The organism is Koromonas humicola (assembly GCF_059726255.1).
In genome coordinates, this window is the sequence record NZ_AP040873.1 from 2,496,815 (window position 1) to 2,521,565 (window position 24,751).

The 24,751-nt window shown below is 56.2% G+C and carries 22 protein-coding genes; 7 read left to right on the forward strand and 15 right to left on the reverse strand.

Translation table 11 applies throughout. The annotated features are described in order from the left end of the window. Nucleotides 1-46 precede the first annotated feature (46 nt). From AC6IZD_RS10835 to leuS, 4 genes are all read right to left on the reverse strand, one after another. Complete coding sequence (locus tag AC6IZD_RS10835; RefSeq protein ID WP_497783334.1) at nt 47-358, reverse strand: hypothetical protein; 312 nt, start codon at nt 356-358, stop codon at nt 47-49. 193 nt (nt 359-551) lie between these two features. Beyond that, nucleotides 552-2,108 carry a glutamine-hydrolyzing GMP synthase gene (gene guaA / locus AC6IZD_RS10840; protein ID WP_497783335.1) on the reverse strand — a complete coding sequence of 519 codons (1,557 nt, stop codon included), beginning with the start codon at nt 2,106-2,108 and terminating at the stop codon, nt 552-554. Between the two features lie 39 nt (nt 2,109-2,147). Further along, nucleotides 2,148-3,089, reverse strand: a complete 942-nt coding sequence (locus tag AC6IZD_RS10845; protein WP_497783336.1) for a hypothetical protein — start codon at nt 3,087-3,089, stop codon at nt 2,148-2,150. A 106-nt stretch (nt 3,090-3,195) separates the two neighbouring features. Beyond that, on the reverse strand, nt 3,196-5,964 hold the full coding sequence (gene leuS / locus AC6IZD_RS10850; RefSeq protein ID WP_497783337.1) for a leucine--tRNA ligase: 2,769 nt from the start codon (nt 5,962-5,964) through the stop codon (nt 3,196-3,198). 289 nt (nt 5,965-6,253) lie between these two features. On the opposite strand from leuS, the gene AC6IZD_RS10855 reads away from it, so the two are divergent. Then, entirely contained in the window at nt 6,254-7,069 is an 816-nt protein-coding gene (locus tag AC6IZD_RS10855) for a GAF domain-containing protein (RefSeq protein WP_497783338.1), read from the forward strand. A gap of 18 nt (nt 7,070-7,087) precedes the next feature. Here AC6IZD_RS10855 and AC6IZD_RS10860 read toward each other — a convergent pair whose 3' ends face one another. After that, complete coding sequence (locus tag AC6IZD_RS10860) at nt 7,088-8,029, reverse strand: deoxyribonuclease IV (protein ID WP_497783339.1); 942 nt, start codon at nt 8,027-8,029, stop codon at nt 7,088-7,090. Nucleotides 8,030-8,126: 97 nt separating this feature from the next. Here AC6IZD_RS10860 and AC6IZD_RS10865 point away from each other — a divergent pair, with 97 nt between their 5' ends. After that, the gene (locus AC6IZD_RS10865; RefSeq protein ID WP_497783340.1) at nt 8,127-9,140 is read left to right on the forward strand and encodes an MBL fold metallo-hydrolase; all 1,014 of its coding nucleotides are present in this window, start codon (nt 8,127-8,129) and stop codon (nt 9,138-9,140) included. Between the two features lie 76 nt (nt 9,141-9,216). Beyond that, a complete protein-coding gene (locus tag AC6IZD_RS10870; protein WP_497783341.1) occupies nt 9,217-10,911 on the forward strand; it encodes a 30S ribosomal protein S1 in 1,695 nt (564 codons plus the stop codon). Between the two features lie 59 nt (nt 10,912-10,970). Here the strand turns inward: AC6IZD_RS10870 and AC6IZD_RS10875 are convergent, their stop codons facing one another. Then, nucleotides 10,971-11,615, reverse strand: coding sequence for a uridine kinase family protein (locus tag AC6IZD_RS10875; RefSeq protein ID WP_497783342.1), 645 nt, complete (start codon nt 11,613-11,615; stop codon nt 10,971-10,973). 165 nt (nt 11,616-11,780) lie between these two features. Here AC6IZD_RS10875 and aroF point away from each other — a divergent pair, with 165 nt between their 5' ends. From aroF to AC6IZD_RS10890, 3 genes are all read left to right on the forward strand, one after another. Beyond that, entirely contained in the window at nt 11,781-12,854 is a 1,074-nt protein-coding gene (gene aroF, locus AC6IZD_RS10880; protein WP_497783343.1) for a 3-deoxy-7-phosphoheptulonate synthase, read from the forward strand. Next, nucleotides 12,851-14,008 carry a beta-propeller fold lactonase family protein gene (locus AC6IZD_RS10885; protein ID WP_497783344.1) on the forward strand — a complete coding sequence of 386 codons (1,158 nt, stop codon included), beginning with the start codon at nt 12,851-12,853 and terminating at the stop codon, nt 14,006-14,008. Before aroF ends, AC6IZD_RS10885 begins: the two co-directional genes overlap by 4 nt. 130 nt (nt 14,009-14,138) lie before the next feature. Then, nucleotides 14,139-15,374, forward strand: a complete 1,236-nt coding sequence (locus tag AC6IZD_RS10890; protein WP_497783345.1) for a rhomboid family intramembrane serine protease — start codon at nt 14,139-14,141, stop codon at nt 15,372-15,374. Nucleotides 15,375-15,406: 32 nt separating this feature from the next. On the opposite strand, the gene AC6IZD_RS10895 is transcribed toward AC6IZD_RS10890, so the two are convergent. Further along, nucleotides 15,407-15,832, reverse strand: a complete 426-nt coding sequence (locus tag AC6IZD_RS10895; RefSeq protein WP_497783346.1) for a BrxA/BrxB family bacilliredoxin — start codon at nt 15,830-15,832, stop codon at nt 15,407-15,409. A gap of 78 nt (nt 15,833-15,910) precedes the next feature. On the opposite strand from AC6IZD_RS10895, the gene AC6IZD_RS10900 reads away from it, so the two are divergent. Continuing rightward, on the forward strand, nt 15,911-16,969 hold the full coding sequence (locus AC6IZD_RS10900; protein WP_497783347.1) for a UDP-N-acetylmuramate dehydrogenase: 1,059 nt from the start codon (nt 15,911-15,913) through the stop codon (nt 16,967-16,969). Nucleotides 16,970-16,979: 10 nt separating this feature from the next. On the opposite strand, the gene modC is transcribed toward AC6IZD_RS10900, so the two are convergent. The 8 genes from modC to AC6IZD_RS10940 form a co-directional block, all read right to left on the reverse strand. Continuing rightward, a complete protein-coding gene (gene modC, locus AC6IZD_RS10905) occupies nt 16,980-18,089 on the reverse strand; it encodes a molybdenum ABC transporter ATP-binding protein (RefSeq protein ID WP_497783348.1) in 1,110 nt (369 codons plus the stop codon). After that, complete coding sequence (gene modB / locus AC6IZD_RS10910; RefSeq protein ID WP_497783349.1) at nt 18,086-18,751, reverse strand: molybdate ABC transporter permease subunit; 666 nt, start codon at nt 18,749-18,751, stop codon at nt 18,086-18,088. Before modB ends, modC begins: the two co-directional genes overlap by 4 nt. Before the next feature lie 72 nt (nt 18,752-18,823). Next, nucleotides 18,824-18,970: a hypothetical protein gene (locus AC6IZD_RS10915; RefSeq protein ID WP_497783350.1), complete on the reverse strand. Its 147-nt coding sequence runs from the start codon at nt 18,968-18,970 to the stop codon at nt 18,824-18,826. Nucleotides 18,971-19,048: 78 nt separating this feature from the next. Continuing rightward, nucleotides 19,049-19,309, reverse strand: a complete 261-nt coding sequence (locus AC6IZD_RS10920) for a hypothetical protein (RefSeq protein WP_497783351.1) — start codon at nt 19,307-19,309, stop codon at nt 19,049-19,051. Between the two features lie 84 nt (nt 19,310-19,393). Continuing rightward, nucleotides 19,394-19,936, reverse strand: a complete 543-nt coding sequence (locus tag AC6IZD_RS10925; RefSeq protein WP_497783352.1) for an outer membrane beta-barrel protein — start codon at nt 19,934-19,936, stop codon at nt 19,394-19,396. A 266-nt stretch (nt 19,937-20,202) separates the two neighbouring features. Further along, complete coding sequence (locus tag AC6IZD_RS10930) at nt 20,203-20,778, reverse strand: putative outer membrane beta-barrel protein (RefSeq protein WP_497783353.1); 576 nt, start codon at nt 20,776-20,778, stop codon at nt 20,203-20,205. Between the two features lie 186 nt (nt 20,779-20,964). Next, a complete protein-coding gene (gene glgX / locus AC6IZD_RS10935; protein WP_497783354.1) occupies nt 20,965-23,097 on the reverse strand; it encodes a glycogen debranching protein GlgX in 2,133 nt (710 codons plus the stop codon). A 124-nt stretch (nt 23,098-23,221) separates the two neighbouring features. Next, nucleotides 23,222-24,460: a penicillin-binding transpeptidase domain-containing protein gene (locus AC6IZD_RS10940; protein WP_497783355.1), complete on the reverse strand. Its 1,239-nt coding sequence runs from the start codon at nt 24,458-24,460 to the stop codon at nt 23,222-23,224. Between the last annotated feature and the right edge of the window lie 291 nt (nt 24,461-24,751).

Genomic DNA, 24,751 nt, shown 5'->3' on the forward strand with positions numbered 1-24,751 from the left:
GCCATGGATCCCAGGTGCGACGAAGCGATTTCGACTGGAACGCGGACTATCCAACAATGGCCGAGAACGTGCCGTGGAGAGCTCCGTAGCCCACCCATGAAGCCGCGGCGGCCAGCGATATAACGCTCAAAATCATCACGCCACTGGAGGTGAGCCCTTCATTGCGGCGCCGGTAAAACTGCGCCAGCGGGAATAGATAGAAGAACTGCACCAAGGCAAAAAGGATGTACCCGATGAGGCGGGCCTCGTTGGTCAGTATTTCAGTGCAGAAGGAGAGATATGCAAACTGGCACAGGAAGGCTAATCCGATTCCTTTCCAGATGCTGCCGCCCTTGGAAGTCTCGTTTGTGCTGTTCATACCAAAACCCCATGCGGTACAAGCCGCGACCAAGCGTCCGGAAGTACATGTCCGTATGCCTGTATGAGTAACCATAATTGATGGGCAGAGATGATCCAACCGAAAATGATTGCAGTAAAAAACGTAAGTAACCGACAAAAAGAGTCCGGCGGAAGTAATCACGCCGGACGTTACTCAAGGTTGATCAGTGCTTCTATTCCCACTCGATAGTGCCGGGCGGCTTCGAGGTAATGTCGTAAACCACACGATTGATGCCGGTGATTTCGTTCACGATGCGACTTGAGATGGTCTTAAGCACCTCATGAGGTAGGGGCACCCAGTCGGCCGTCATTCCGTCTTCGCTGGTGACGGCACGGATGGCGCAGGTGTAGGCATAGGTGCGCTGGTCTCCCATCACTCCGACGGACATGACAGGAAGCAAAACGGCGAACGACTGCCAGATTTGCTCGTATAGTCCGGCACGCTTGATCTCGGTCACGACTATGTCATCGGCTTCCTGCAGCAAGCGAACGCGTTCCGGCGTGACTTCGCCGAGGATACGGACGGCGAGACCGGGACCGGGGAACGGTTGGCGCTGCAGCATGTCTTCGGGCATTCCGAGATCGCGACCGATGCGGCGAACTTCGTCCTTGAATAGATCGCGCAGAGGCTCGATGAGCTTGAGCTTCATCTTGGCGGGGAGACCGCCGACGTTATGGTGGCTCTTGATGGTGACGGAAGGGCCTCGCACGCTGACTGATTCGATGACATCAGGGTAAAGCGTGCCCTGGACAAGCCATTCCACTTCGCAGTGTTCGCGCTTGATGCGCTGCGACTCAGCGTCGAAAACCTCGATGAATTCATTGCCGATGATCTTGCGTTTGCGCTCGGGGTCGGTGACTCCGGCGAGTTTGGAGAGAAAACGCTCGCTGGCATCAACCGCGTCAATGTTGAGCTTCAGCTTGGTGCGCAGATTGTGCTGAACTTTGGCGAACTCATCTTTGCGTAACACACCGTTGTCGACGAAAACGCAGGTGAGGCGGTCTCCGATTGCGCGATGGACAAGTGTTGCTGCAACACTTGAATCCACACCGCCAGAGATGGCGCAGAGGGCGCGGCCTTCGCCGACGGTTTCACGAATCTTCGAAACCGTGGAGTCGATGAATTTCTGCGGAGTCCACGTGGGTTCAGCGTGGCAGATGCCGAAAACGAAATTCTTCAGCAGGTTGGTACCGAACTTTGTGTGGTGAACCTCAGGGTGGAACTGCACGGCGTAGTATCCGGCGGCAACGTTCTCGATGGCCGCAACCGCGTTGGAGGAACGTGCAACCAGGCGAAAGCCCGGTGCTAGTTTGTCGGCCTCGTCGCCGTGCGACATCCAGACGGATAGCGTCTGAGGCATATCGGCGAACAAGGTAGAGGTCTCAAGGACGGAGACCTCAGCGTGTCCGTACTCACGCTTGCTGGCGGCGTGAACTGTACCTCCGAGCGTGTGGGTCATGAACTGGAGGCCGTAGCAGATGCCAAGCACAGGCAGGCCCAGATTGAGCACCTCGGGATCGGCGGGTGGCGCGTCTACGTCATAAACCGAGCAGGGGCCGCCAGAGAGAATGATTCCGACCGGGTTGTAGCTGAGAACTTCAGTCACCTTGGCCGTGCAAGGCAAGACCACGGAAAAGACATTCTGCTCACGAATACGCCGCGCAATCAGTTGGGTGTATTGCGAACCGAAGTCCAGGACGACGATAGAAGGAAGTACGCTGTGTTCCACACTCAAGGTTCGCAAAATTCAGGGCGGAATGTAAAGCGTCTATTGCGCGATGGTCCCGGAATGGTTCGGGGAAAGTTCCTGGGTAAGCAGACGCTCGCGGACCGCAATCGAGACATACGCGCCAAGACGCACCAGGAGCAGGGCGTCGGAGATGACGAAGTAAGCGCAGGTTTCGAGCGCGAGAAGAATAGAGATTGCGATGGGCGATAATGACGAGCGCGCAGCGACCGTGCCAAGGGCCAGTGCTGTAAACACAACAGCAGAGATGCTACGGATACTCGCATTTGCAGAGGCGGCGCCTGTGAGCCTCGGGAGATTGCGACGGACGAAAGCAACGGCCTCAACGATAGCATCCATTGGCGAGAGCGCATCGCGGACGACGAACAGCGGTGCAAATGAGAGCACCCAGTTCACGTACGCCCAAAGCAGGCATGCGAATGAAAGCGAAACAAAGACGATTAGCGCAGAACCAAGCAGGTTCTGCCCTGACGGATCGATAAAAGTGGCCAGGAGCGCTCCGCCGACGTATCCGATGACAAGGATCAACGTCATGAGCACGCGGGCGAGGTGCAGCACGGCAAACGAGGTCCAGCGAGGAGCATCGGACGCGATGCTCACACCATACTCCGACGCACACCGGCGAACCAGAATCCGGGTGATGACGCCGCGTCCGAGTGAAGTAGCCGCGATCCAGAGAACGGCAGCAATGGCAGCCACTTGAGAGACGGTGCGCAGCAGCAGTGTCATTGCCCCGGCCAACACGTTGGCAAGTGCCTGCGCGATTGTGAACGGATTCTGTGCGCTAAGTGCTAGCTGATCGGCATCGGACAGCAGGATGGCCGGGCGCACGCGCGAGTAGGCGAAGAATGTGAGCGCGAGCAGACCGAGTCCGAAGCTCCAGCGCCAGAGGAGTTCCATGGCGAGCAGTGCCGGTTCGCGGCGAAGAATCCGGAGGCCTTCACGATTGGCGTCGGAAGTCATTGGTTGAGGATAGCGCAAAGAGACGTTTGGGAACCGCTGCCGCAAACCTCGGAGCAGGCGATTCCCAAAGTGAACTGTTCACATTATCGAACGAGCTTTCTCTACGTCATCCTTTAACAACGATGTTGACCAGCTTGTTCTTAACAACGATCACCTTGACGATGACCTTGCCAACGAGCGCTTCCTTGATCTTTTCGTCGTTGAGCGCGGCTTGGCGAACGGTTTCGTCGTCGGCATCGTGCGGCACTACGAGACGCTGCCGTAGTTTGCCATTAAACTGCACCACGATTTCGACCTCGTCCTCCTTGGCCAACACGGGATCTCCCTGCGGCCACGGATGACGAATCAACGCGCTGGAGTCTTCGCCGAGGGCGGTCCAGAGTTCGGCGGCCAAGTAGGGCGCGAACGGACTGAGCATCAACACGAGGTTGTGCTGCACTTCGGCCTGGAATGCCTTGGGGGCGGTCGAAGTTGCCGAGAAGAGTTCCTGCTTTACCATGCAGGCGTTCAACAACTCCATCATGGCTGCGACGGATGTGTTGAAGTGCCAGCGCCCCTGGAAATCGTCGGTGATACGCAGGATGGTTTGGTGCATCTTGCGCAGGATCTGTCGTGCGTCCGGTGCGAGGTCGGCAACCTTGTACTCGAACGAACGGATCGGAATTGCTCGCTTGCCGCCAACTTCCGTTGCGCTCCACCCCCCGACGACTGGGTTATCAGTGATGAAGCGATGCAAGCGCGCGAGGAACCGATATACACCTTCCACGCCCTGATCCTGCCAGTCGAGGTCGCGGTCAGGCGGCGCAGCAAACAGCGTATAAAGGCGCGTCGCATCCGCACCGTAGCGAGCCACCATGTCATCAGGCGAGACTACGTTGCCCAGCGATTTCGACATCTTTGCGCCATTCTTGATGACCATGCCCTGCGTGAACAGGCGCTTCGCAGGTTCGTCGTTCTTAATGAGTCCAATGTCGCGCATGAACTTGGTCCAGAAGCGCGAGTACATCAAGTGCAGGATGGCGTGCTCGACTCCACCGATGTACTGATCCATGGGGAACCAGTAGTTGGCGACATTGCTGTCGAATGGAGCGCTGTCGATAGGACTGGTGTAGCGATAGAAATACCAACTCGAATCGACGAAGGTGTCCATGGTGTCCGATTCGCGACGAGCAACACTTCCGCACTTGGGACAGGAGACTTCGTAGAACTCCTTCACTCGCGTGAGCGGAGACCCACCGGCGAGAGTGATTTCGACGTTTTCCGGCAGGAGCACAGGAAGCTGATCTTCGGGCACAGGAACGATGCCACACTTCTCGCAGTAAATCATGGGGATAGGTGTGCCCCAGTAGCGCTGGCGAGAGATGCCCCAATCCTTTAAGCGATAAGTCACGGTTGCCTTGCCAAAGCCGTGCTCCTCGGCATATTGCGCCATCTTCTTCTGCGCTTCTTCGCAGGAGAGGCCGTTGAACGGTCCAGAGTTGATCAGCAATGAATCTTCGGCCACGAAAGGCAGCACGGGGTCTTCGGGCTGGCCAGCAGCGGGCGGTTCCTGCTCGCGACGCGGAAGGATCACGATGCGAATGTCAATGCCGTACTTCTTGGCGAACTCGTAGTCGCGCTCATCGTGCGCGGGGACCGACATAATTGCGCCCGTGCCGTAGTCCATCAGGATGTAGTTGGCCACCCAGATCGGAATGCGCTCCTGATTGAAGGGATTGATCGCGAAGTGACCTGTATTGAAACCCTTTTTGTCGAGTGCGCCCATGTCTCCGGACTCACGCGCCTTCTTTTGGTCACTCAGCATCTCTTCGAGGCTGGCGAGTTTGGCGGGATCATTGCCGACCAACTCGGCAACCAGCGGATGCTGCGGCGCAAGCTGCAATGAAGTCGCACCGAAGATAGTGTCAATTCGTGTGGTGAAAACCGTAATCTTGTGAGCACTGCTATCGAGTGCAAACTCAACATTCGCGCCTTCACTGCGGCCGATCCAATTGCGCTGCATGGTGCGAACCTTCTCAGGCCAGCCTTCCATGCTGTCGAGACCCTGTAACAGTTCGTCAGAGTAGTCGGTGATGCGGACGGACCACTGCTCGAGTTCGCGCTGCTCTACCGGGGTGCCTTCATGGCGCCAGCAGCAACCATTCACAACCTGTTCATTGGCAAGCACGGTGGCGCAATTCGGACACCAGTTCACCTTGCTCTTTTTGCGATACGCTAGGCCCTTCTCGTAAAGCTTGAGGAAGAACCACTGGTTCCAGCGGTAGTAGTCAGGAAGGCAGGTGGTGACTTCACGAGACCAGTCGTAGCTGAATCCGAGACGCTTCATCTGCGCCTTCATGGCAGCAATGTTTCCGAGGGTCCACTCGCGAGGCTGGCGCTTGTTCTTGATGGCGGCATTCTCGGCAGGAAGGCCGAACGAATCCCAGCCCATGGGATGAAGCACATTGTGCCCGGTCATCCACATGTAACGCGCGAGTGCGTCACCGATAGCGTAGTTGCGAACGTGTCCCATGTGTAGCGCGCCGGAGGGATAAGGCAGCATCTCAACGACGTAATACTTGGGCTTGTTGCTCGAAGGCGGCTCAGGCGCGTAACGCTGTGTGTCACTCTCCCAAAGCGCAGCCCACTTCTGCTCCACCGGAGTGGGATCATAACGGGTATCGTCGGCAGCACGAGAGGTGCGGGTCGGCTCAACTGGCGTGGTCCTGTTAGCTGCCGGCTTGGCCAACGGCGGATCAACGATACCGAGTTCCTGGGCAATGCCCTTTACGTCTTCCACGATGCCTTCGGTGGCATCGCGCACAACCTCCACAGCTTTGTCGAGGATGTCGGAGGGAGATTCCGATTTCGGAGTAGATTTCTGCTGGTCTGCCATGTGTATTGGTTTCGCCTATGTGAATCGAATATTGCGCTAAGGATAAGTTTCAATTCTACAACTTGTGGGGTTAAAGGCGAGAGCTGTGGCTGTTGTGTGGATTGAGTGCTAGTTCCGGCCATGGAGCAAATCCGGCTTCGTGATCGTAGATTCTTACTCCCGGGTTGCCCGTGTTCGAACGAATTGCTGCAATTCAGAAAGGCGCAAATTGGCGAGCCAGAATGACTTGTAGCAAAGCTATAATCATCCAACTACGAGGATGAATTCTACGCAAACATACGAGACCGGAATGGAGTTACGGGACCTACTCAATGACTCCGATTTTCCCGCGCGCCCGGAACGGAGCCACGACCCGAGCGATCAACTTCAGGCATTCCGCAGTCTCGCGCAGGTGTTTGCGGAGCATCCCGATTGCGTCCTTCAGGAATTATGTGATGTTGCAGTGAAACACTGCGCGGCGGAAAGCGCTGGCATCAGCCTGGAAGAAGAAGATGAATACGGCAGGCTTCGGTTCAGATGGGTTGCTGTGGCGGGTAGCTTCTCGGCGTTTTTGAACGGTACGACGCCCCGCTTTTTCAGCCCATGCGGCACGACACTGGATGCCGGACGCCCGCAACTGTACCGCGTTACACGTCCCTACTACGATTTCCTGGGAATAGTGGCTGATCCAATCAACGATGGCATTCTTATTCCGTGGACAACACAGAATCTTCGGGGAACGCTATGGGCAGTGTCGCACGGTTCGCGCGAGACATTTGATATTCAGGATTACAACCTGCTAAGCAGCCTCGCGGACTTCGCGGCGGTCGCCGTTCAATATCAATGGCAGCAAAGAGCACTCCGCGCACAACAGGAAGATAGAGCACTTAAAGCGGCGGTTAACACGCTTGCTCACGAGATCAATAACCCATTGCAGTCGCTAACGAACGCGCTATATTTGGCATCGATCAGCGATGGGACGGCGCTACCGGAATACATTTGCATTGCGAACACCCAGCTACAGCGGATTGCAAGTCTTATCACCGGTCTCCTAGGCACAAAGAACGAACTTCACTGTGCGCAGAAGCATGAGCATGCTCCGGAATCAGAGAAGCGCGCTGCATGAGGCTTTGCTACAGAAGCGTTACCGGGCAAGCGCCTTTAACGCCTCGATGTTGTGAAGATCGTCGAATGGCTCATCGACGGGAGTTTCAAGGATAAATGCTGCATGTGCGTTCCGCGGGTCGTTCAGCAGACGTTGGAACGCTTCTGAGCCAATACTCCCCTTCCCTATATGTTGATGGCGGTCGAGTTTGGAACCGCAAGCCGCCTTGGCATCATTGCAATGCCATACATGCACGTTCTTTAGACCGACGGTCGAGTCGAGTTGCCGCATCGTCTCTTCATATCCTTCAGGGGTGACGATGTCGTATCCGCGCACGTGGGTGTGGCAAGTATCAATGCAGGACGCGACGGGAATGTGACGGGATAGCGCCTCGATCAGCTCGGCGACGCTCTCAAAGCTTGAACCGAGGGAGAACTCTGCTCCGGCGGTGTTCTCGATCAGCAAGGTGAGTCCGTGATCCGCCATGTTGAGCCCTTCACTGGCCCGAGAGATGGCGGAGCAGGCGTTCTGGATTCCCTGCTCGCGGCTGCAACTGCGAAAGCTGCCGGGGTGAAGGACAATGTATTCGGCTCCAATTGAAATGGCGCGCTGCATTTCGGATCGGAGTGCGGTGACGGACTTTTCTGTGAAGACCGGGTCGGTCCCGGCTACGTTTATCAAATAGTTGGCATGGATTACCAGCGGCTTCAGATCGTAGGTCGAACGCAGACGAGCCATGTTTTCGCACTGCTGGTTCGTAACGTCATAGGGCTTCCACATGCGTGGACTGGAACTGAAAATCTGAAATGTGTTGCAGCCTAGGCGCCATGCGCGCTCGGCGGATGTATCAACGCCCCCGGCGGTCGAGGTGTGAATGCCGATACGGCGGGACTCGGGCTGCGGATGATGCTCGGCGGCAGGGATCAGCTTCAATATGTCACGTTCAGGTTTTGCGGCTGAGTTTTTAACGGCTCGGGGCATGCGGAATTGTAGCCGCGACGCGGACCAGATCCAAAATGAGGAGATCTGCGTCATTGCAGCACGTCGTGCATCGAATTAAGGTTAGATCAACGATCAAATGGCAGATTCCAGTATTCCAATCAGTGATCACTTTGATGGCCGGCGATTTCACAACCCACAGAGACGCCAGCGCGGTTTTCTAGACATGATTCGCTGGATGCGTACCCGCCAGCAAGGCCCCTGGCCTGAATGGGTGGAAAGCTCACCGGGCATCGCTCCGCCAAAGCGGGTGCCTGCACATAACGACGCCGAGGACGCGCTCAGAGTCACGTTTGTAGGACACATGACGTTCCTCATTCAGTGGCAGGGGCTGAATATCCTCACGGACCCGATGTGGTCGGAACGCGCCAGCCCGGTGCAATTCATGGGGCCAAGGCGAGTGCGTCCGGCGGGAATCCGTTTCGAGGACCTGCCGAGGATTGATATCGTCCTGCTGAGCCACGATCACTACGACCACATGGATCGCACGACTTTGCAGCGGCTCTGGCAGGCGCATCATCCGAAGTTCTACATGTCGTTGGGGAATGCGCGACGCCTGCGGGGATTCGGTCTACAAGGACTGAGTGATTCCGATGTAGTGGAGATGGATTGGTGGCAGGAATCACGCCACGACAGCGGCACACAAATCGTTTGCACCCCCGCGCAACACTTCTCTGGACGCACGCCTTGGGATCGCGATGCGACACTGTGGTGCGGATTCACACTCGTGCCGAAGTCGGGAGGAGTTGAAGGCAAGGCAATCTATTTTGCAGGAGATACGGGATTCGGACCGCTTTTCACTCAGGTTGCAGAAAGGTTTCCGAATCCAAGGCTAGCCCTGCTGCCGATTGGCGCGTTTCGCCCCGAGTGGTTTATGAGCGAAGTACATTGCAGCCCGGCGGACGCTATCGAGGCGCACCGCATTCTTATGCCCAGACTAAGCATTGCGACGCACTTTGGAACATTTCCGCTGGCAGATGATGGATTTGACGAACCTCAGTTTGAGCTGATGAATGTGCTGCACGTGCTCGACCCCGAGGCGACCGCAAATTTTGAACTATTGGCCGAGGGCGGCTGGCGAATGGTGGACTGAGTCAGCAATCCCGGAAAACACGCGCGGTGATATCCTTAGGGGCATTACGCCAACAAAGAACGAGGCTTTTACCTCCATGGATAACCCGCGCGATCCTGAAATCCAACCTGCACCCGAGTCCAACGAATCCTCTTTCGCAGACATTCTTTCGCAGTACGAGCGCTCGCACACACACAAGGCTCCAGACGGAAATAAACAACTGGAAGGCACTGTGGTTGCCGTAAGCGCCGAGTCGGTGTTCCTGGACATTGGATACAAGACTGAAGGAATTCTGCCCATCAGCGCATTTCAGGGCACCGGAGAAACAGCGAAAGTAGGCGACAAGCTTCCGGTTTCCGTGAAGGGTCGAAATCCAGAAGGCTATTACGAACTTTCACGAATGAAAGTCGAACTGCCCACGGATTGGTCCGCTTTGGAGAAGGCTTTTGCCGAGAAAACGACGATTCTGGCAACGGTGACCGGTGTCATCAAAGGCGGCCTTAGCGTGGACGTGGGAGTGCGCGCGTTCATGCCATCCTCACGCAGTGGCGAACGTGACGCGAAGCTGATGGAAAAGATGGTGGGCGAGCAGATTCGCTGCCGGATCATCAAACTCGACGTGGCGGATGAAGACGTAGTCGTGGACCGCCGAGTGGTGCTCGAAGAGGAAGAAGCAGCAAAGCGCGAGCAGCGTTATGGACAGATTGAGGAAGGCGCGACCCTGAGCGGTACGGTACGCAGCCTCGCTGATTACGGGGCGTTTGTCGATCTGGGCGGCGTGGACGCGTTGCTGCACGTCAGCGACATGTCGTGGGGTCGAGTAGGTAGGCCGGACGATGTGCTCTCGGTTGGGCAGCAGGTTGAAGTCAAGGTTCTCAAGGTCGATCCGGACAAGCATCGGATTTCGGTTGGACTGAAGCAACTTCAGGCGCATCCGTGGGACGCAGTGCCGGAGAAGTACAAGGTTGGTGAACGCGTTCGCGGCACCGTGACGAGGATTGCGGAGTTCGGAGCATTTGTTGAATTGGAGTCAGGGATCGAGGGCTTGATTCATATCTCCGAGATGTCGTGGGGCAAGAAAGTTCGCAGAGCCGATGACATCATCAAGCCAGGCGAGACGGTCGAGGCCGTGATTCTGGGTGTGAACCTTGGCGAACGCCGCATCTCGCTGGGGTTGAAGCAGGCGCTTGGGGATCCGTGGTCGCAGGCAGCGCAGAAGTTCGCTACGGGCACGGTGATCGAAGGCCCTGTGACGAACATCATGAAGTTCGGCGCGTTTGTGCAGTTGGCCGAGGGCGTTGAGGGCTTGGTACACGTCAGTGAAATTAGTGCCGAAAAGCGCATCGAGCATCCGAGTGACGTGCTGAAGGTTGGACAGGTGGTAAAGGCACAGGTCCTGGACCTCGATCTCGAAAAGCGCCAGATCAAGCTCAGCATGAAGCAACTGATCCCAACCGGACTGGATGAATATATTGCCGAGCACAAGGTCGGCGACATCGTCACGGGTCGTCTGATTGAGCAATCTGGAGACCAGGCGCGCGTAGAGTTGGGCGACGGAATTCAGGCCACGTGCAAAATGTCTCGAGTGGCCGCGGCGAAAGAAGAGCCTAAGGCTGAGACCGGGAAGCTGGATATGACTTCGCTCTCGGCCATGCTGAATGCGAAATGGAAAGGCGCGGCAAACACCTCGACCACATCCAAACCTGAACCGGCACGCGCGGGACAGATTCGTAGTTTCAGGATCGCGACGCTGGACGCGACGGCGAAGAAGATCACGGTAGAGCTCGCATAAATCAAAGCGCCGCAAGCTGGTCCTCAGTTTGCGGCGCAATCTTTATGAATGAATGCTGACTATTTTCCGGCGGCGAGAGCTCGCTTGCTCTCAATCGCACGGAGGATGCTCTCTTCCACAGTGGCCACATCTGGCCCGCTATCAACCACGACATCTGCATAAGCTTTGCTCGGGAGCAGGAATTGACGCTGCGCAGGAGTCACGGTGTTTTCGTACTGCCAGCGAATCAGTTCCAAAGGACGTTGGCGTTCAGTGATGTCGCGGACTTGACGACGGCGGAAGCACGTTTCATCGGCAGCGGTGAGGTAGACAGCAAGATTGTAGTGAGGACGCAACTGTGCAAAGTGCAAGGCGAGAATGCCTTCGACGATGAGCAGTGACTTTACGGCGAGATGCTCGGTGCGATTCGCAATGCGCAGATGTTCGGAGAAGTCGTAGATAGGAACCTCGACTGCTTCGCCGCGAGCATATTGTGCAACGTGTGTGGCAAGCAGCGAGATGTCGATTGCCTCGGGCGCGTCATAGTTGATCTTGGCACGCTGCTCGAGTGGAAGATGGTTCATAGAAGTCGAGTAGGTCTCCATGGAGATGACCTGCCCGTTGAGACGTGAAGCAATGCGCCGGGCTACCGTAGATTTTCCACTTCCAGTAGGTCCGGCAAGTCCAACGATAAAGGGCTTGCTGTTAATCGCAGGAGTGCTCATGATTTGGATATTGTTGCAGGTATTTACCTCTCAGTTAGTGAATTTCATGTAAATTGGCGCACTTTAGTAAGTAAGGATCTCAGTTCGAACGGATTCCATTGGCGGTATAGACACATTGCTCCTAGTACGGGGGCTCCGCTAAACTAATGTTTCTGCGAGGAAACCATGCTGGTAGTAATGCAGTCGCGCGCTACGCCGGACGAAATCCGAGCCATTTGCGAAAGAATCGAAGCCCTGGGGTTCCGGGCACACTCTGTCGAAGGCGCTCAGCGCTATGCCGTTGCCGTTACCGGCGATCTACGCGGGATTGAGACCTGCGGGATCGAAGAAATGCCCGGAGTGCAGGAAATCATCCGCATCAGCAAGCCATATAAGCTGGTGAGCCGCGAGTCGAAACCGGAAAACACAATCGTGCGGTTCCCGAACTCCGATGTGACCATTGGGGGCGAGGAGTTTACCGTCATCGCCGGGCCATGCTCGGTCGAAAGCCGATCGCAGACACTCGCGGTCGCAGAGAAAGTGGCAGCAGCGGGAGCAATGCTCTTCCGTGGCGGCGCGTACAAGCCGCGCACCTCTCCTTATGCGTTCCAAGGGATGGGAGTCGAGGGCCTGAAGATTCTGGCCGAGGTCCGCGAGCGCTTCGGCATGCTGATCGTGACCGAAGCAGTAGATACCGAAGCTCTGGAAGCCATCGAAGATTACGCCGACATGATCCAGATCGGCGCACGCAACATGCAGAACTTCTCGCTGCTGAAACGAGCAGGGAGATCTCCCCTACCAGTGCTGCTAAAACGTGGATTGAGCGCGACACTAGAAGAACTGCTGATGGCAGCCGAGTACGTCATGAGCGAAGGTAATCGCAACGTGGTGCTATGCGAACGCGGCGTCCGTACGTTTGCCGACCACAGCCGGAACACACTCGACCTGAGCGTGATTCCTGCGGCACAAAAGCTTAGCCATCTGCCAATCCTCTCTGACCCAAGCCATGGAACAGGCAAGCGTGACCGAGTCACTCCGCTGGCGCTGGCTTCGGCCGCGGTGGGAGCAGACGGAATTATCGTGGAGGTACATAACGATCCAGACCGGGCACTTTCCGATGGCCCGCAATCCCTGTACCCCGATCAGTTTGCCAATATGGTGTCGCAAATTCGCGGAATACTGCCGGTCGTGCATCGCACACTCCGTTCCGCACCGGCGAAGCGAGCGAGCGCCACAGAATCGCAGGTGGCGCGCTCGTGACGCTACAACGTATTTCCTCTATGGGCCGGCGAGCTGCCGGCCTTGCCCTTGCAGCCACGTTGTTGTTGGCAGGTTGCACAAAGCGGAACGCAGAACCAGCCCACAGCTTTGCCTACGTCACAAATTCCGGATCGAACACGGTGACCGTGCTTGATCTGGGAACACTGAAGGTTGTGAATACCCTGAACACAGGGAATAATCCTTCTGGCGTAACGGCAAGTCCGACAAAAGATGAAGTCTATGTCGTAAACACCGACTCCGGCACAGTCAGTGTGATCGATGCCGCAGCGAATCGCGTGGTGGGCAGTATCGCCGTGGGACGTACGCCCTATACGATTTCTGTCACCTCCGATGGAAAACGCGGTTGGGTCGCCAATGCTGATTCAAACACGGTGACAGTGATCGATCTGGAGGCGCATCGCGCAGTCGGCCAGGTGGCGGTTGGCAAACAGCCTGGGATCGCACGGGTTGCTCCGGATGGATCGGTGGTTGCCGTGGCCAATCGTGGGGACGACACGGTCACGCTTATCGATGGCTCCACGATGAAAGTGCACGGCACATTGCACGTCTGCAAGTCTCCCGACTCACTGGTTGTGTTGCCGGACGCTTCGAAGGCTGTGGTCGGTTGCTCTGGGTCGCACCAAGTGGCATCAGTGAACCTGAAGAATGCTGTCGTGGAAGCATTGCTGAAGGTTGGTGGCACGCCGGTGGACCTTGGAATGAAGCCCGATGGCGGCGAAGTCTTTGTTTCGAATTATGAGGCACAGACGATTTCGGCAGTGAGCCCCTATACCGATGAAGTCGCGCAAAGCTTCCTAGCGGGAGATCATCCGGTTCGCGCCCTGGTGAGCGGAGACAATACAACGCTCTACGTGAGCAATTTTGCCTCTAATGATGTGGCTGTGTTTGAGGCGCTGACTAGAAAGCTGATCACTACCGTGCAGGTTGGGTCACATCCCGACGCCCTGGCACTTAGTCCGGCGGAAAACATGCTGCTCGTGGCAAATTCCGGATCGGGAGATGTGGCCGTATTGCGCCTGGACCGGAGACGTGACAAAAAGGTGCAGCAACCCGCGCCGCGACTGTTCATGATGATTCCCACCGGCGTCAGGCCATCTCAAATCGCGGTGAAGACAGCCTCGAAAGCGACATAGGATGAACATATGTACGTACTGCGGGCGTGAGTTCGAAGCTGAATCCGACGCGGACAGTTTGTGTCCCCAATGTGCGGCTGAGGTGATCTCGAGCAGGCAGGCAGAGGCGCAGCCGAGCCGGTTCCGGCAAATGCTGGAATCACCCACGATCGTTCTGATTGCGCTCAATGTGCTCGTGTACGTGCTCATGGTGATCCAGAGTCGGCACATCAACTTCGATTTTGAAGACGCTGGTACCCTCCTGCTGAACTGGGGTGGCAACTCCGGCGTACTTACGCCCAGTGGGCAGTGGTGGCGGCTCCTCACGTCAACTTTCGAGCACGGCGGTCTGCTGCACATTGCCCTGAATATGTGGTGCCTGTACAACCTCGGGTGGTTGGCAGAGCTGCTATTCGGACGGTCGCGTTTTACGCTGCTCTACTTGCTGTGCGGGATCGGCGGCAGCCTTGGGAGTATTTGCTGGCGTGCTAATGTGCTGAGCGTAGGCGCTTCAGGCGCCATCTTCGGGATTGCCGGGGCGCTGATTCCAGCAATGATGCTGCACAGCAATCCTCAGCTTCGAGCACTGCTGAAAGGCCAACTCGCGAGCATTGCGATGTTCGTGGTCTACAATCTCGCCTTCGGCGCAGCAATTCGTGGCACGGACAATGCAGCGCACATCGGTGGACTGCTGACCGGATTTGTGCTGGGCGCGGTGTTCCCTACCGGGTCAGACCGACACCGCTCACGTGGAAGGATTCGTGTGGCCGTGGGCACTGTAGCCATGTTGCTGGTGTTCGCCGGTGCAGGAGCTTACGCACGAGAGCACAACCAGAGCTACGTCGAACTCGACCGCGCCTCGGACGCGCATGAACGCGGCGACGACAACGAAGCGACAGCACATGTGCAGCGAGCGGTTGAGCTGAAACCTGACAATCCGCAGGCACAGTTCTTGCTGGGAACCCTGATGGTGAAGCAGAAGCGGTTTCCGGAAGCCATGAAGGCATTTGCCGAAACGACCCACCTGCGACCCAAGTTCGGCCCGGCATACATAAATTTGTGTCTAACACAACGCCAGTTGCACATGTTGAACGAGGCATTGGCGAGTTGCGAGCAGGGAGTAAGGCTCTCAGGTAACGATTCGGAGTCGTGGTTCAACCTCGGGCGGGTTCGTTACGACTTGAATGACCTACCCGGAGCCCGCGATGCATTTGCTAAGGCGGTTGCGATCAATCCGCAGGGTTTCGATGAAAACGAGCAATACGCCTTGATGTTGATCGCCAACGGAGAGACGGCCAAAGCGATTCCCTACCTCCAAAAAGCACACGACCTGCGCCCGGAGGATGCCGGCTTGACGCGATTGCTCCAACGCATAACGGGAGAGTAGAGAGCCACCGATTCGATGGCTCCCAAGCCCGCTTATGCCGCTGACTGGCAGACATGCTCGAATGCCTGCTTGAGCGAGGCAGCAATCGCAGCCGCGTCCCGGCTTTCGATTTCGGAGCGAGGCATGAAGTAGGCAAGTTTCCCCTCTCGCAGAATAGCGATGCTGGGAGAGGACGGCGGCCGTCCTTCGAAATATGAGCGAGCGCGTTCTGTCGCGGCAACATCCTGCCCGGCAAATACGGTGATTGCGTGATCGGGCTTGATCGCATTGCCAAGCGCAGCTCGCACAGCAGGCCGCATTTTGCCAGCAGCACACCCGCAAATAGAATTTACGACCACCATCAGGGTTCCACGATTTTCGCGAACCGCAGCATCAACCTCTTCCGGGGTTCGCGCTTCCTGCACGCCCAAACGCGTGAGTTCCTCGCGCATAGGCACTACCATGATCTCTGGATACATTTCACCTCCACGATCATTGGATGAGGGCTGACCACCGCCGGGCGCAGAGAGTTCGAGGTCGAGTATCATGAGAGCAGAATGTTGCAGATCCGAGAGAATGTTCCCCTTGCGCCCTACACAACCTTCCAAGTAGGCGGCCCGGCACGCTACTTCGCAGAACCGACAACCGAAACCGAAGTCGTAGAGGCTCTGCGCTGGGCTCGAGAGAGAGATGTCACTATATTCGTCCTAGGGGGCGGCAGCAATCTGCTGGTGAGTGATGATGGGTTCCCGGGACTCGTTTTGCACATCGCGATCGGTGGGATCGAGGCACGGCACGAGGGCGACAACAATATCTATTCGGCTGGGGCTGGGGTTGAGTGGGATGTTCTCGTAAAACAGGCGGTCGAGGAGAATTGTGCGGGACTGGAATGCCTGAGTGGAATTCCGGGCACGGTGGGTGGTACACCGGTGCAAAATGTGGGCGCGTACGGTCAGGATGTCTCGGAGACGATCAGTTGCGTGCATGCGATTGACACAGCCACGCTCGAACGGGTCCAGTTTGATAATGCCGACTGCAAGTTCAGCTATCGGCAAAGCCGATTCAACGGACGCGACATTGGGCGATACATTATCACCAGAGTGGAGTACGCTCTGTGCCCAGGCGGCGAGCCGAAAATTGCTTATGCGGATTTGAAGCGCCGCTTCAATGAGAAGCTGGCAAGTGGTGATTCCGCTACTCTCTCCGAAACACGCGAAATGGTACTCACTATCCGGCGCTCGAAGGGCATGGTGCTCGACGAAGCTGACGCGGATAGCCGCAGCGCAGGTTCTTTCTTCAAGAATCCCGTGGTGAGTGTGGCAGAGTACGAGCGCATAGCCGCAAGCTCAGGTGCTCCGGTTCCACATTTCGAGGCCGGGAATGGCCAAGTAAAACTGGCGGCAGCTTGGCTCATCGAGCATTCAGGACTGGCCAAGGGATTTGCGCTAGGGCCTGTTGCAATTAGCAGCAAGCACACTCTGGCGTTAACAAATCGCGGCGGAGCAAAGGCTGCGGATGTCATCAAGCTCAAAGCATATGTGCAGCAGCGGGTTCGCGAGCATTTCGGCGTGGAATTGTGTCCTGAGCCGGTAATGGTCGGCTTCGACTGCAAGTAGGCCGGTGAACCTAGCGACGCAGCAGTTGGATGGAGTGGGTCTTTATGATGAGCCACACGGTCTGACCCTGCTGTAATTGCAAGTTCTGCAACGCCCCGCGGGTAATGCGAACGCAGAATGCGGTGTGTCCAGCGCCGCAACACACGACCTTCAGTTCGATCATGCCTACACGATCTTCGATTGCATCAATGCGACCGCCGAGTATATTTCGCGCAGAAATCGACGTGGGGCATTCAGTGGCTACGAGGATGTCTCCGGCACGCAATGCAAGTCGGATGGGATCTCCTGGAGCCTTGTGGGCAAGAGGCGATTCAAGCAGCAGTTCGCTACCGATGACGCGACACGTCATCGTACCCAGCGCTGGATGGGTCTCTTCGACAACGGCGTCGAAAAGATTCTCGTACCCGGAGAGAGCGGCGCGCTCGCTGCTTACGGGCGTATCGAAGACTTCATGTGGCTCACCATCAGCCACAATGCTTCCCTTCTCAATTAACAACACGCGACGTGCGAGCGAATAGGCCTCCGACTGGTCGTGCGTGACGTAGAGCATTGGGATTCCGCGCTCACGCTGCCAATCGAAAAGCGCTTCGAGCAGCAATGGTTTGAGTGCCATGTCGAGAGCCGACAGCGGCTCATCAAGCAGAAGAAGTTCCGGTTCCCGAACCAACGCGCGTGCCAATGCAACTCTCTGCTGTTCGCCACCGGAAATCGCGGCTGGTCGGCTTGAGGCTAAAGCTGCCACCTGAAATCGATCAAGAATGCGGTCTATAAGTTTCTCGCGCACGGTACGGGGCAAATCGAGGAGCCCATATTCGACGTTTTGCCGCACAGACATGTGCGGGAATAGCGCTGGTTTCTGCGACAGATAAGCGATCCGGCGCTGGCGGACTGGAACATTGATCCGCTGATCGGTCGAAAACAGAACCCGATCACCTAGTTCGATCCGGCCCTGCTCAGGACGTCGAAATCCTGCGATGCAATCGAGCACCGAGGTCTTGCCTGCGCCCGAGCGGCCAAAGAGCACAATTGCCTCGCCTGCAGCCTGAAATGTGCACCGGAGTTTGAATTGCGATAGCTGGTACTGGATATCAACCTGCAATGTGGGGCCCGCCTGGCTCACTGCAGCCTCCAGTTGCGCTTACGATTGAGACCATTGATGAGCACCAGGAGCGCAAAAGAGATGGAGAGCAGGGTCAGTGACTCGCGTCCCGCAGTAGTGTAATCGAGCATCTGCACGTTGTCGTAGATCGAGATGGAGGCTGTCTGTGTGACACCAGGAATATTGCCACCGAGCATGAGCACTACGCCAAACTCCCCGAGCGTGTGGGCAAAGCTCAAAGCAAAGCCGGTGACGATTCCCGGAAAGGCGATGGGGAAAGTGACGCGCCAGAAAGTGCGCCAGGGAGAGGCTCCGAGACTGGCGGAGGCGGCAAGCAGACGGCGATCCACTGAAGCCAGTGCGGAGGTAAAGGGCTGCACGGCAAAGGGAAAGCTGTAAATGATGGAACCGATCACGAGTCCGGCAAAGCTGAATGCGAGCGTGTGCCCAGTCAGGCGCTGCCATGTGGCGCCGAGAATCCCCCGCGAACCAAACTGCAATAGGAGATAGAAGCCCAGCACTGTTGGCGGCAGCACGATAGGCAATGCGACCAAGGACTCGACCAGGAAGCGCAGACGGAAGCGCGTGAACGCCAACCACCACGCGATCGGCAACCCGATTACCACCAGCAGAGAGGATGTAACCAACGCCAGCTTTAAGCTCAGCAGAAGCGGTGAGTTCATCAATTGCTCCGGGCAAAGCAAAGGCAGGCGTTCAGAACAATGGGAAGGTTCGTCTTTGCTGGCCGGTGGAGTCTACTTTTGCGTCGTGTTGCGAACGCGCTTAAGCTGCCACACACTACCCGGCAGGCCGCGAGTCTCATTCAGCACGGCGACCGTTGCCAGCGCACCCATCACGAGGAAGAGCGCAAAGAAGATCACTCCGACGACAAGGACTGGCATAAAACACCTCGGGCGCTATTGTCTGTCGACAACTACAGTGCTTCGGTGATGCCCATCACCGTCCCCAGTGAGTAGTAGCTAACCCAGCTTTGCCAGCTCGCCGTCGATCTGCGTCAGTTCTGTATTGAGCAGGGTCATGTAGCGCTCGTTTGTAGTGCGCGACAACTGCTCGCAGATGCGGGCGCGATTCAACTTCAACGCCTGAACCTGGCGTGCCAATTCGGCCTTCGCACGCATCAGGCGAACTTTCTCATCTACATCAAGTTCTTGTGGAGCTGATTGTTGCTGGAACTGATTCTGCTGCTCTTCGACTGCTTTGCTTTCGAAACCATTAGCCATACATAGATTATATGCAGCTTTGCATACGTTCGACAAAGCAAAGAGGGCCAGAAAACCGGCCCTCCAGTAAAAAAGTGGTCAGCACTAGAACTCTAGGACTAGTCCTGCGCTGTATCGGAAGTGGTTTTCGCCATCTGTATGGTTTGTGTGAATGTAGTCCAGTTGAGCCGGCCGGAATGCCACGTGTTCAGAGAGCTTGAGGTCAAAGCCACCACCCAGAGCGAGGGCAAACGAGTTCGTAGAGCTATCGCCAAGCTGAGTAATGCTCAGGCGTTCGTGGTCAGCACCGAACAGGACGTGGACATAGGGTGTGACGTTCGAGGTGGTCTTCACCGAGTACGTTGGTCCGAACAAATAAGTGTAGCGAGTGACGTCTTCTCCACTCTTGTGGATGTCGCTGGCGTTGACACGTGTCACATCAGCGGTAAAACCGATGTTGCTCTTGAAATATCGCGTGGCCTGCAGCTCGACACCATTGAGATTTGCGTAGTCGAGGCCGTAGTTTTGGAGCCCGGAGCGCATGTAGCTGTAGCCGGCAAACACTTCGGCATTATTTTGCGAGGGCTGTTGTCCAAAGAGCACTGTGCTAAAAGCAAGAACGGCGAGCAGAACAAAAATTTTACGCATTACTTATGTCTCCCTGATTGCGAATCGCAACCTCAGCGCCTGACAGCCGGTTCTGATTTCCGGTCGGCATCACAGCGGATGGTCAGGATGGATTGCGCATTCACGCGAGAAAACACGCTCAATTTTTGTGAGTTGCTGTGCATAACTGCTGAACGGCGGTTTCAGTGACACTCCACAAGATGGGATAATCCAGAGCTGCAATTTGAGGCCTGTACATATAAGAAAACCGCCGGATGCATCCGGCGGCATCGCAACAAAACTCGTCACTAGAAGCGCACTACAACTCCGCCTGTGTACCGATAAGAACTCTGGTTCGTTTTGTAGTGGTTGGTGTAAATGTAGTCGAACTGTCCAAGACGAACTGCGAGATGGCGGGACAGATTGCCGTCCAATGCAACACCTCCGGCAACGGCAAGATCGGTGTTGCGGTAGTCGAGGGTCGTGTTGGACAGAGGAATCGTGAGGTCATCGTGGTCAACACCCGCCATGGCGTGAACCGACGGCGTGAACATCACGAGCTTGGGCAAGCGATAGGCGGGGCCACCCATGTAGCTTGCACGGCTGTACTTGATACCCGTGCTCTCGACACGTCCATTGGCTGTGCGCGCAATGTCGATGGTGAATCCGAGGTTGCTCTTGTAGTAGTGGCTGACCTCAATTGCGAATCCGTTCAGCGCCGCGTTATTCACGTAGCCACTGCCAGAAAGATCGGCGTGCAAGTAGGAATATCCGATGTAGAGTTCGGTGCGCGGAATCTCCATGGGTTTCGGCGGCATCATTTGCGCCGCGCCAAGCGCGCAGCACGCGAGGACAAAAGCAAAAAGAACGGTAACTCTACGCATCAATATCGATCCTCCGGGAGGTGAGAACCATCGCCGGCAAGCCCGAATGCGCTATTTGTGCCCGGACCTGAACCCTGAGATGAATGGCTCGTCTGCCCTCAACTTAACACGGCGAAGCCGCAAAAGGGCAGAGGTGGTTTGGCCCAGCCCTTTTGAATGTGGCATTCGTCAACTCAGGATAAATGACTATTCGTTTTCGCGCGATTCCCTCATGAGGCGCAGCGACCGTCCGGCAATCTGGGGCTTGAGTTCCGCGGGACCGTTTGAAAACGGCTCATCGAGGTTGCTGGTGTCGAACACATTGCGCCAGCATCGATTATTTGGGCTCGGTGGCAGCTTGTAATTGACGGCTTCATGATGCGAATTGAGGAGAATGAGGAAGGTGTCGTCCTTTACCGGACGCCCCATCTCGTCGACTGTTCCAAGGGTTTCGCCATTGAACATGACGCCAATGCTGCGTATCCACCCAGCGTTCCACTCCTCTTCCGTCATCTCGTGACCGTCGGCACCGTACCAGGCAATATCCTTGACGATTGAGTTGCGGATGCTGCGGTCCTGATAAAAGTCGCGTCGGCGAAGGTTTGGGTGCTTTCGGCGAAGCTTGATCAACTTGGAGACGAACTCCAGCAGATCTTCATTTTCCTTCGCACGTTCCCAGTCATGCCAGCTCAGTTCGTTGTCTTGGCAGTATGCATTGTTGTTTCCGAACTGTGAGCGCGCGATCTCGTCTCCACCACAGATCATCGGCACGCCCTGAGAGAGCAGCAAGGTAGCAAGGAAATTGCGCATTTGCACCCGGCGAGCGTTAATGATTTCTTCATCGTCGGTCGGTCCTTCGGCACCCATGTTCCAGGAATTGTTGTCGTTGGCACCGTCCTGATTGTTCTCACCGTTGGCGATGTTGTGCTTGTCGTTGTAGCTGACCAAATCGTTGAGGGTGAAGCCGTCGTGGGCGGTGATGAAGTTGATAGACGCGGACGGCTTGCGACCATCGTTTTTGTACAAATCGCTGCTGCCGGTCAGGCGATAAGCGAGATCGGACAACATGCCTTCGTCGCCTTTCCAGTAACGGCGCACAGTGTCCCGGTATTTGCCGTTCCACTCGGCCCAGAGCACCGGAAAATTCCCGACCTGGTATCCGCCCTGCCCTACGTCCCACGGCTCAGCAATGAGCTTCAGACGCGAAAGAATGGGGTCCTGGTGGATGATGTCGAAGAATGATGACAGGCGATCTACATCATGCAGTTCACGCGCCAGAGCCGAGGCGAGGTCAAAACGGAAGCCGTCTACGTGCATCTCCGTTGCCCAGTATCGCAAGCTGTCCATGATGAGCTTGAGCACTTGGGGATGTCGCACGTTCAGCGTGTTGCCCGTACCGGTGTAGTCCATGTAATAGCGCGGCATCTCGGGAACAAGGCGGTAGTAAGCCGTGTTGTCGATACCACGAAGATTGAGCATGGGACCAAGGTGATTGCCTTCGCCGGTGTGGTTGTAAACGACATCGAGAATGACTTCGATGTTTTCGCGGTGCAATGCCTTCACCATGGCCTTGAACTCGGCAACTTGGCCACCGGTGTCGCCACTGGCGGAATAACGCGCCTCTGGGCTGAAATACGCCACGGTGTTGTAGCCCCAGTAATTGCGCAGGTTCATATCTACCAGACGCTTGTCATCAATGAACTGATGAACAGGCAGTAATTCGACAGCAGTCACCCCAAGCCGCTTCAGGTACTGAATACTGGGCGGCGAGGCCAGTCCGGCATAGGTGCCTCGCAGCTCCTCAGGAATTTCGGGGTTGAGCTTGCTGAACCCCTTTACGTGCAGTTCGTAGATCACGGAATCCGAAAGCGGAATGTTGGGTGAGCGATCCTGCTCCCAATCGAAATAGGGATTTACAACAACGGCCTTGGCCATGCCGTCGCCGTCGTCCTCCTCATCGCGTGTAAGGTCGGGATCAGGTCCGCCAAATTGGTACGGATAGATGGGCTTGTTCCAATCGATCGCACCGCAAACAGCCAGGGCCTGTGGATCGAGGAGCAACTTCGATGGATTGAAGCGATAGCCGTTGGCAGGATCCCAAGGGCCGTAGATGCGGTAGCCGTAAAGCTGCCCGGGATTGATACCTTGCAGATACGCATGACGAACAAAGGCAGTCGTTTCGCGCAGCTCTATGCGGTCAATTTCTTGACGGCTGCGGTTGTCATAAAGGCAAAGTTGAACCTTTGTTGCATGTTCGGAATATAGGGCGAAGTTTGTTCCGGTTCCATCCCAGGTGGCGCCGAGAGGATAGGGCCTGCCTGGCAAAACTGTTGGTGACATTGAGTACCTATCGAAAGCAAGAAAACTTACCTCTTGATTGGATGCAGGAACAAAGTTAGCGCTGCATGAGGTACAAAAGAAAAGGCCTTCCGATTGGAAGGCCTTAGAAGATTCTGAAGATTTCCTATTTCAGGACAGCAGTGTGTACCGTGCTTTGTCTCCCGGCGAAGTAGTTGTGATCGCCAAGGTTCCGGTAGAAGTGACCGGCCAGTTCAGCGGCTTTGGGCCCGTACACGGCATGATCTCCGCGCAGGAAGATAACTGTCACGATTCGGCCATACTGCGAGTTAGAGAACGATCCAAACCAGCCGAAACGCGTTCCCTCGTTGCTGCAGGTTCCCGTTTTTCCGAGCACCTGTTCAGATGTAAAGCTCGTGCGCAGGCTCCGGGCCGTACCATATTGTGTTGCGCCAAGCATTCCGACGCTTACTTCGGGAATCAGCGGTGCGATATCCAGATAGCGCTTCACCTTGGGTTGGAAGTTGGTGACATCTACGGGCGACTTCGGATGCTGCAAGTAGTACAGGGTGCCACCGTTTGCGATGGCTGCCATCATTGCTCCGAGCTGCAGCGGAGTCATGCTGACGCTCTCGCCAAAGGAGCACATCTTGCCGACGCCGCCGAGGCTCGCGGGAAGCTCTGTGCTGGGATATACGCCAAGGTGCTCGCCTTGGATGTTCCATCCCGCCAGCTCGCCTAGTCCAAACTGGTGCGAGTAATAGCTGACCTTCTGGAAGCCGAGGCGGCGGCCCAAGGCTTCGAAATACTGATTGTTCGAGTGCGCCAGCGCCTGGTTCATATTCATCTTCCAGCCGCCCAGATTCACCGGCGTGTCCTTGGTTACGATTCCTTCACTCAACGCTGCCAACGCAACCGAAACCTTAATCGTGGAACAAGGCTGCGCGCCGCTCGATAGTGCAAGCTTCTGGTTGACCATCGCCAGAATGCGGCCATTGCTGGGATCGATCGCTACGACTGTTCCATTCAGGTTGCCAAGTGCTTCGACGGCCGCGCGGCGGACGACCGGATCCTCACCGGTCGTGATATCGCCGGCTTCAGGATCGGCGAGGTAGGAGCTTGCATTGAAACGTTCCCAATAACGCGCTTTCTTCTTGCCGCGCTTGCCTGTAACAACTACATCTGAACTTCTTCCCGCCCGCTTGCTTGCACGCGAAGCCACGGCACGTCCGTGCCGAGATGCGGCCATGCGACGCTCGGTCGCCGCGCTCTCTTTGATCTTGCGACTGCTGCGCCGCTCCTGACGCGTGGAAACGGTTGCCGCAAAAGAACTGAGGGCAAAGACAAACACAACAAGCGCCACCAGCGCGGTTTGAAATCTACGGGATTGCACCAAATTCAACATTCTGCCTAGCCTCTACTGCCGCGCCGCATAAAGCGGGCGTGCCCCCCAAAAATCTTCATCTACTTTCGGTGAATGTCTGGATGGTATGTGAGTTGTTCCTGTCAATACAAGCTCAATCAACCATCTCAGGGATACAGATCCATAACCTAAGTACAATTCCTAACTCTGATGGATGTACGAGCTTTGGCCAGAGTTGCAGAATTGACTGGTTACGCAGGATCAATGACCGATATTCCTGCTGTGTTGATAGGTAACACAATCAGCTAGGGATGGAGGCTTACCGTCTTGAGT

What these genes read in the sequence shown, in the direction of transcription:
- AC6IZD_RS10835 (WP_497783334.1), bottom strand. Translation starts at nt 358, where the DNA reads ATGAACAGCACAAACGAGACTTCCAAGGGCGGCAGCATCTGGAAAGGA.
- AC6IZD_RS10845 (WP_497783336.1), bottom strand. Translation starts at nt 3,089, where the DNA reads ATGACTTCCGACGCCAATCGTGAAGGCCTCCGGATTCTTCGCCGCGAA.
- leuS (WP_497783337.1), bottom strand. Translation starts at nt 5,964, where the DNA reads ATGGCAGACCAGCAGAAATCTACTCCGAAATCGGAATCTCCCTCCGAC.
- AC6IZD_RS10855 (WP_497783338.1), top strand. Translation starts at nt 6,254, where the DNA reads ATGGAGTTACGGGACCTACTCAATGACTCCGATTTTCCCGCGCGCCCG.
- AC6IZD_RS10860 (WP_497783339.1), bottom strand. Translation starts at nt 8,029, where the DNA reads ATGCCCCGAGCCGTTAAAAACTCAGCCGCAAAACCTGAACGTGACATA.
- AC6IZD_RS10865 (WP_497783340.1), top strand. Translation starts at nt 8,127, where the DNA reads ATGGCAGATTCCAGTATTCCAATCAGTGATCACTTTGATGGCCGGCGA.
- AC6IZD_RS10870 (WP_497783341.1), top strand. Translation starts at nt 9,217, where the DNA reads ATGGATAACCCGCGCGATCCTGAAATCCAACCTGCACCCGAGTCCAAC.
- AC6IZD_RS10875 (WP_497783342.1), bottom strand. Translation starts at nt 11,615, where the DNA reads ATGAGCACTCCTGCGATTAACAGCAAGCCCTTTATCGTTGGACTTGCC.
- aroF (WP_497783343.1), top strand. Translation starts at nt 11,781, where the DNA reads ATGCTGGTAGTAATGCAGTCGCGCGCTACGCCGGACGAAATCCGAGCC.
- AC6IZD_RS10890 (WP_497783345.1), top strand. Translation starts at nt 14,139, where the DNA reads ATGCTGGAATCACCCACGATCGTTCTGATTGCGCTCAATGTGCTCGTG.
- AC6IZD_RS10895 (WP_497783346.1), bottom strand. Translation starts at nt 15,832, where the DNA reads ATGTATCCAGAGATCATGGTAGTGCCTATGCGCGAGGAACTCACGCGT.
- AC6IZD_RS10900 (WP_497783347.1), top strand. Translation starts at nt 15,911, where the DNA reads ATGTTGCAGATCCGAGAGAATGTTCCCCTTGCGCCCTACACAACCTTC.
- modB (WP_497783349.1), bottom strand. Translation starts at nt 18,751, where the DNA reads ATGAACTCACCGCTTCTGCTGAGCTTAAAGCTGGCGTTGGTTACATCC.
- AC6IZD_RS10915 (WP_497783350.1), bottom strand. Translation starts at nt 18,970, where the DNA reads ATGCCAGTCCTTGTCGTCGGAGTGATCTTCTTTGCGCTCTTCCTCGTG.
- AC6IZD_RS10920 (WP_497783351.1), bottom strand. Translation starts at nt 19,309, where the DNA reads ATGGCTAATGGTTTCGAAAGCAAAGCAGTCGAAGAGCAGCAGAATCAG.
- AC6IZD_RS10925 (WP_497783352.1), bottom strand. Translation starts at nt 19,936, where the DNA reads ATGCGTAAAATTTTTGTTCTGCTCGCCGTTCTTGCTTTTAGCACAGTG.
- AC6IZD_RS10930 (WP_497783353.1), bottom strand. Translation starts at nt 20,778, where the DNA reads ATGCGTAGAGTTACCGTTCTTTTTGCTTTTGTCCTCGCGTGCTGCGCG.
- glgX (WP_497783354.1), bottom strand. Translation starts at nt 23,097, where the DNA reads ATGTCACCAACAGTTTTGCCAGGCAGGCCCTATCCTCTCGGCGCCACC.
- AC6IZD_RS10940 (WP_497783355.1), bottom strand. Translation starts at nt 24,460, where the DNA reads ATGTTGAATTTGGTGCAATCCCGTAGATTTCAAACCGCGCTGGTGGCG.